We start from the raw sequence: 6000 nt of genomic DNA on the forward strand, positions 1-6000 counted from the left end.
TTTAACCATGACACAGTAGCAGTGCCCTGTTAAAATAGCCACGATTGCCAATCTCTGTGTTAACTACTGTTTTCACCATCGCCCATATAAAGGATATCCTACACCCATGACAGCCCAAATAATCGACGGCAAGGCGATTGCTCAATCCATCCGCACTAAGCTCAGCGAAAAAGTCACCGCCCGCAAAGAGGCTGGACAACGCGTACCGGGTTTAGCCGTAATATTAGTGGGAGCCGATCCGGCATCACAAGTTTATGTTGGCAGTAAACGTAAGGCTTGTGAAGAAGTTGGATTTCTTTCTCGTTCATACGATTTAGAAACAAACTGCACTGAAGATGAATTACTCAACCTGATTGATAGTCTTAATGATGATCCGACAATTGATGGCATCTTAGTGCAACTGCCATTACCCGCGCATATCGAAGACTCAAAAGTCATCGAGCGTATCCGCCCAGATAAAGACGTCGATGGATTTCACCCGTACAACGTCGGCCGTTTAGCCCAGCGTATTCCGGTGCTACGCTCTTGTACCCCAATGGGCATAATGACACTCATCAAATCCACCGGCGTTGATACCTATGGTTTAGATGCTGTTGTGGTTGGCGCATCCAATATTGTCGGCCGCCCAATGACCTTAGAGTTGCTGCTGGCTGGCTGCACCACCACTACTTGCCACCGCTTCACTAAGAATCTCGAACAGAAAATTCGTCAGGCAGATCTCGTGGTCGTTGCGGTGGGTAAACCTGGCTTTATTCCTGGTGAGTGGATCAAGCCCGGCGCGATTGTAATAGATGTGGGAATTAACCGTTTAGATAACGGCACCTTAGTCGGCGATGTGCAATATGACATTGCAGCGCAAAATGCCAGCTTTATCACTCCAGTCCCCGGCGGTGTTGGCCCGATGACAATTGCAAGCCTATTAGAAAACACCTTATATGCCGCCGAGCAGTATCATGACTAGGTTCTAGGTTCTAGGTTCTAGGTTCTAGGTTCTAGGTTCTAGGTTCTCGCAAGCATAAAAAAACCTGCATAATGCAGGTTTTTTTATTTACTGAAGGTTTTCTTGAATTAAAAATATAGCGAATAAACTTATTTCTTACGCCAAGTGGTGCCACTTGGACCATCTTCAAGCACAACGCCCAAAATATCTAAACGATTACGCGCCACATCCGCAGCAGCCCAATCCTTTTCGGTACGAGCACGGTTACGCTCAACAATTAAGGCTTCGATTTCGGCCACTTCATCGTCACTACCGCCGCCTTGAAAGAAGGCCTCTGGCTCTTGGCTTAATAGACCTAACACATCCGCTAATTGCTTCAAGGTGACCGCTAACGCAGATGCCTGTGCCATATCGGTCAGTTTTAAACGATTGATCTCACGCACCATGTCAAAAAGTACTGAATAGGCTTCAGGTGTATTAAAGTCATCATCCATCGCCGCTTTAAACTTGGCAAGAAACTCTTCTGCAGGCGCCGCAACGACAGTTAAGTCGACATCTTTAATCGCCGTATACAAACGCTCTAAGGCTGAGCGCGCTTGTTTCAAGTTATCTTCTGAATAATTCAGTTGGCTACGATAATGGCCAGATAATAAGAAATAACGCACAGTTTCAGCATCATAGTGACCAAGCACATCTCGAATGGTGAAGAAGTTGCCTAAGGACTTAGACATCTTTTCACGGTCAACCATCACCATGCCAGTGTGCATCCAATAGTTGACGTATGGTGTGTCATGGGCACAGCAAGACTGGGCGATTTCATTCTCATGATGTGGGAACTGTAAGTCAGAGCCGCCGCCATGGATATCAAAATGCAAACCTAAATGTTTGCTGTTCATGGCCGAACATTCGATATGCCAGCCAGGACGACCCGGTCCCCATGGAGATTCCCACGTTGGTTCGCCAGGTTTAGACATTTTCCACAACACAAAATCCATTGGATTTTGCTTGGTTTCGTCCACTTCAACCCGAGCACCGGCTTGCAGTTGATCTAAATTCTGGCCCGATAAACGGCCATAATCAGGATATGAGGCCACGCTGAAAAGCACATCACCATCGCTCGCCACATAGGCATGACCACGGGCGAGTAATAACTCAACCATGTCGATGATTTCAGCAATGTGAAGGGTCGCGCGCGGTTCAAAATCGGGGCGCAACATATTTAAGGCATCGAAGTCTTGGTGCATTTCACCAATAAGACGCTCGGTTAAGGCTTCACAGCTTTCGTTATTCTCGTTAGCGCGCTTGATGATTTTGTCATCAACATCCGTAATATTGCGCTGAAAATTCACTTCATAACCCGCGTAACGCAGGTAGCGCACTATCATGTCGAAAGAAACAAAAGTACGGCCATGACCAATATGACAGAGATCGTATATGGTCACACCACACACGTACATCCCAATTTTCCCGGGATTAATTGGCTTAAATTCCTGTTTTTGGCGGGTAATACTGTTGTAAATCTTCAACATCGATATTCTCTTCAATGATACATTCAGGTGTAAAATCAAGGAGTCAGTCTATCACGGCCTGACAGGTTTTGAATACTGCACTTTGCGCGCAATCCGAGATAAGTTAGAATCGCGCCACTATTTACACAGAGTATGAAAACATGATCACATTACACACTAATTTGGGCGACATTAAACTGCAACTGAACGCTGAAAAAGCACCGTTAACAGTAGCAAACTTCATGAAATATGTTGACGAAGGTTTCTTCGAAGGCACTATCTTCCACCGTGTGATTGACGGTTTCATGATCCAAGGTGGTGGCTTCAACGAAGACATGAGCCAAAAGCGTTGTAACGAGCCAGTGAAGAACGAAGCCAATAACGGTTTATCAAACCGTACTGGTACTGTCGCTATGGCGCGTACCTCAGATCCACATTCAGCTACTGCGCAATTCTTCATTAACGTGAACGACAACACTTTCCTCGATTTTAAATCAGAAACCTCACAGGGCTGGGGCTACTGCGTATTCGGCGAAATCGTTGAAGGCATGGACATTATCGAAAAAATTAAAGCTGTTAGCACTGGTAACCGTGGTATGCATCAAGATGTGCCATTAGAAGCCATTGTGATTGAAAAAGTCAGCGTCGCGGCATAATACGGCGAATGCGAACTCTATTTATAGGCGATCTGCACCTGAGTGCAGATCGCCTTGATATCACCCAAGCGTTCACTCGCTTTCTCGACACTGAACTCGATGATGCCGACGCCCTTTATATCCTAGGCGATTTGTTTGAAGTCTGGGTTGGTGATGATATTGCCTTGCCTTTTGCCCTCGACATCGCCGAAAAACTCAAGCAAGTATCACAAAAGTTGCCCGTGTATTTTATCCATGGCAACCGTGACTTCATGCTAGGCAAACAATTTGCGCGCGCCGCAGGCATGCAAATTTTACCCGAAGTCACTCGCCTCAATTTATACGGTGTCGACACTGTAATTTTACACGGCGACAGCTTATGTACTTTAGATAAGGCCTACCAACGCTTTCGAAAACTGCGCAGTTTATCGCTGTCTCGTTGGCTGTACGGTTGTTTATCCAAGAAAACCCGTCAGGGCATTGCTGATAAAATTCGCAGCAAGAGCAAGAACAGCAATAAGCAAAAGAGCTACACTATCATGGATGTAGAGCCCAATGCGGTCGATGTGTTATTTGCCAAGACACACACTAAGCATATGATCCACGGACATACCCACAGACCGGCCATTCATCAACTTGCCAATGGCTGTAAGCGTATAGTGGTTGGCGATTGGTATGAACAAGGCAGTGTGCTCAGTGTGAGCGCCGAAGGGATCAATTTACAGTCCTTACCCTTCGACCCGACGATGACCTAAAGGCATTGGCTTAAGTAAGCCTCATTTAGCGTTACTTAAGCTTAAATGGCTTAAATTTTTAGTTTTAATAGCTTGAAAATACTGTGATTAACGGTTTGTTAGAACCGTTAATCTTTTCAGCTGTATGGACTTAACTCTACTCGTTTGGGGAAGCAAAGCCGTTCAAATTAATTTAATAGAGGCGACCCACTGTGGAAACGAAACTCATCATCCTGCGCTAAAATCAACTCAGCTTCTAACTCGCCAAAGTACTTCACTCGCTCGCTAATATCCTCAGGTGAAACCAACTGAGCTAACGCAAGATAATCTTGATAATGTCGCGCTTCAGAGCGCAGCAGTGACACATAAAACTTACTCAGCTCACCGTCTAAATAAGGCGCGAGTTTAGCGAAGCGCTCGCACGAGCGAGCCTCAATATATGCCCCTACAATCAACTTATCCCGCAAAATATCTTTCTCATGGGTTGTCACATGACTCATCATGCCCTTGGCATAACGCCCCGCGCGAATATTGCGGTAATCAATACTGCGCTTGTGCATTAAATCCAATACTTGTTCAAAATGATGAAACTCTTCTTTAATCAAGCGGATTAAAGGTGAAACTAAATTCGCAGCAAACTTAAAGTTGGGCTTAGGTATAAGGTCAGTTACCAACTCATTCTTTTTCACATCACGGGCTAAAAAACTTTCCACATCATGTTCTTGCGAATAAATAAACTCTTCATAGGGTTTAGCCCACGCCAACAGGGTTCGACCACTGTCTTTATCTAACGCATATTTTCGTAGCAAAAAAATCGCTGTCTGAGCGGCTTTTAACTCACAGTTACAATGGTCGATCAGCAACTCATCCAAGGAATCTGATTTTATCGCGACATCAATCCAAGTTTGCGGTGTTTCACAGTGAAGAAATGCGTGGATGGGGGCAAGAAGTTGCAGCATGGACTCACTCAATATCATTCTGAATATCGCACTATTTTACGCATATTTACTCATAAGCTATAGCATTAGGCTTAAGTAAACTTGACGCGCTGAACTTTTTGTTCAATAAATAATCTACACTCTAAAGAACTGAGATCCTGATCACACAGCCTCTCACTTCTCTATGTGTAACCAATCGATGGATAAAGAGACAGGACACCATTTTAACCTCGATTGTAGAGCTGTTATCAGCTCGTCTGACGTTTGGCGAGCCATTCATCAATGCTGAACAAGGATAATTATAATGATACTGAATCACTTAATGGGGCTATACACTCATCCAAAACAAGAGTGGCAAACAATTGAAAAAAACCATGAGGCACTGAAAAGTAGCTTGAGCCATGTAGTACTTATCGCCTTAATTCCGGCGGTGTGCAGCTATATAGCTACAGCTTACATTGGCTGGAATCCTGGCGCTGGCGATCCTATTTACCTTACACCACAAAGCGCCCTGTTTATGTCCGCAGGCATGTATTTAGGCCTGATTGCAGGTGTATTCGCCCTTGCCTATTTAGCCTATTGGATGGCAAAAACCTTCGATGCTAACCCAACTTACACCCAAGCATTAGAGCTCGCGTCCTACACTGCAACCCCATTGTTTATGGTCGGTTTAGCCGCATTATATCCAGTGCTATGGTTTATCATGATAGTGGGGTTGATTGGTTTAGCCTACTCAGTGTATTTACTGTACGCGGGGGTGCCTATCATTATGAATATCCCTGAAGAGAAAGGTTTTATCTACGCCAGCTCTATGGTGACTGCAGGCTTAGTACTCTTGGTGGGGCTAATGGCAACTAGTGTCATTTTATGGAGCTTAGGCTTTGGTCCTATGTACCAATAACCATTTTAATTCATCACAAATTTAATCAACAGCAACTCAAGCTCTGCGTCGCAATTGATTTGTAGCAGAAAATAAAAAAGAAGGCCGTCAAGGCCTAATGCCGTTCACTTAAGAGTGAACGGCATTTTTCTTTGGTCTAACCGGGAACTTGTTTTTGCTCATTTTAAGAACTCGTGGATATGCCCTTTCCCGTTTACCATCCAGCTTAAATTGCCGTGCATTTCGTTCTATATCCAATACGTCTCTCGGGACATTCCCCGGTGTTTGTGATGACAGTTGTGTCAACTTGAAGATGATATAACTCGCCGCATCCCGAAAACTCAGTTGATTGGGATGGACCGATG

The 6000-nt window shown here is 44.8% G+C and carries 6 protein-coding genes and 1 pseudogene; 4 read left to right on the plus strand and 3 right to left on the minus strand.

Going from position 1 to position 6000, the window contains the following annotated elements; genetic code table 11:
• Positions 1 to 106 precede the first annotated feature (106 nt).
• Positions 107 to 961 carry a bifunctional methylenetetrahydrofolate dehydrogenase/methenyltetrahydrofolate cyclohydrolase FolD gene (folD, locus tag L5L77_RS20115; protein ID WP_198572194.1) on the plus strand — a complete coding sequence of 285 codons (855 nt, stop codon included), beginning with the start codon at positions 107 to 109 and terminating at the stop codon, positions 959 to 961.
• Between the two features lie 128 nt (positions 962 to 1089).
• Here the strand turns inward: folD and cysS are convergent, their stop codons facing one another.
• Positions 1090 to 2469 (minus strand): cysteine--tRNA ligase, encoded by a 1380-nt coding sequence (gene cysS, locus L5L77_RS20120; RefSeq protein WP_028760470.1) that lies wholly within the window; start codon positions 2467 to 2469, stop codon positions 1090 to 1092.
• A gap of 140 nt (positions 2470 to 2609) precedes the next feature.
• Between cysS and L5L77_RS20125 the strand changes: the two genes are divergently transcribed.
• Positions 2610 to 3104 carry a peptidylprolyl isomerase gene (locus L5L77_RS20125; protein WP_263165993.1) on the plus strand — a complete coding sequence of 165 codons (495 nt, stop codon included), beginning with the start codon at positions 2610 to 2612 and terminating at the stop codon, positions 3102 to 3104.
• A gap of 8 nt (positions 3105 to 3112) precedes the next feature.
• Positions 3113 to 3838 carry a UDP-2,3-diacylglucosamine diphosphatase gene (locus L5L77_RS20130; protein ID WP_198572191.1) on the plus strand — a complete coding sequence of 242 codons (726 nt, stop codon included), beginning with the start codon at positions 3113 to 3115 and terminating at the stop codon, positions 3836 to 3838.
• 167 nt (positions 3839 to 4005) lie between these two features.
• Here the strand turns inward: L5L77_RS20130 and miaE are convergent, their stop codons facing one another.
• Positions 4006 to 4776 (minus strand): tRNA isopentenyl-2-thiomethyl-A-37 hydroxylase MiaE, encoded by a 771-nt coding sequence (gene miaE / locus L5L77_RS20135; RefSeq protein ID WP_113938855.1) that lies wholly within the window; start codon positions 4774 to 4776, stop codon positions 4006 to 4008.
• 283 nt (positions 4777 to 5059) lie between these two features.
• Between miaE and L5L77_RS20140 the strand changes: the two genes are divergently transcribed.
• Entirely contained in the window at positions 5060 to 5656 is a 597-nt protein-coding gene (locus tag L5L77_RS20140; protein ID WP_105252940.1) for a Yip1 family protein, read from the plus strand.
• 108 nt (positions 5657 to 5764) lie between these two features.
• On the opposite strand, the pseudogene L5L77_RS20145 reads toward L5L77_RS20140, so the two are convergent.
• Positions 5765 to 6000, minus strand: a pseudogene (locus L5L77_RS20145) (IS4 family transposase); the annotation flags it as partial.

Origin of the sequence: Shewanella sp. SM29 (genome assembly GCF_025654245.1) — a bacterium.
Lineage (GTDB): Bacteria > Pseudomonadota > Gammaproteobacteria > Enterobacterales > Shewanellaceae > Shewanella > Shewanella oncorhynchi.

What these genes read in the sequence shown, in the direction of transcription:
- folD (WP_198572194.1), top strand. Translation starts at nt 107, where the DNA reads ATGACAGCCCAAATAATCGACGGCAAGGCGATTGCTCAATCCATCCGC.
- cysS (WP_028760470.1), bottom strand. Translation starts at nt 2,469, where the DNA reads ATGTTGAAGATTTACAACAGTATTACCCGCCAAAAACAGGAATTTAAG.
- L5L77_RS20125 (WP_263165993.1), top strand. Translation starts at nt 2,610, where the DNA reads ATGATCACATTACACACTAATTTGGGCGACATTAAACTGCAACTGAAC.
- L5L77_RS20130 (WP_198572191.1), top strand. Translation starts at nt 3,113, where the DNA reads ATGCGAACTCTATTTATAGGCGATCTGCACCTGAGTGCAGATCGCCTT.
- miaE (WP_113938855.1), bottom strand. Translation starts at nt 4,776, where the DNA reads ATGCTGCAACTTCTTGCCCCCATCCACGCATTTCTTCACTGTGAAACA.
- L5L77_RS20140 (WP_105252940.1), top strand. Translation starts at nt 5,060, where the DNA reads ATGATACTGAATCACTTAATGGGGCTATACACTCATCCAAAACAAGAG.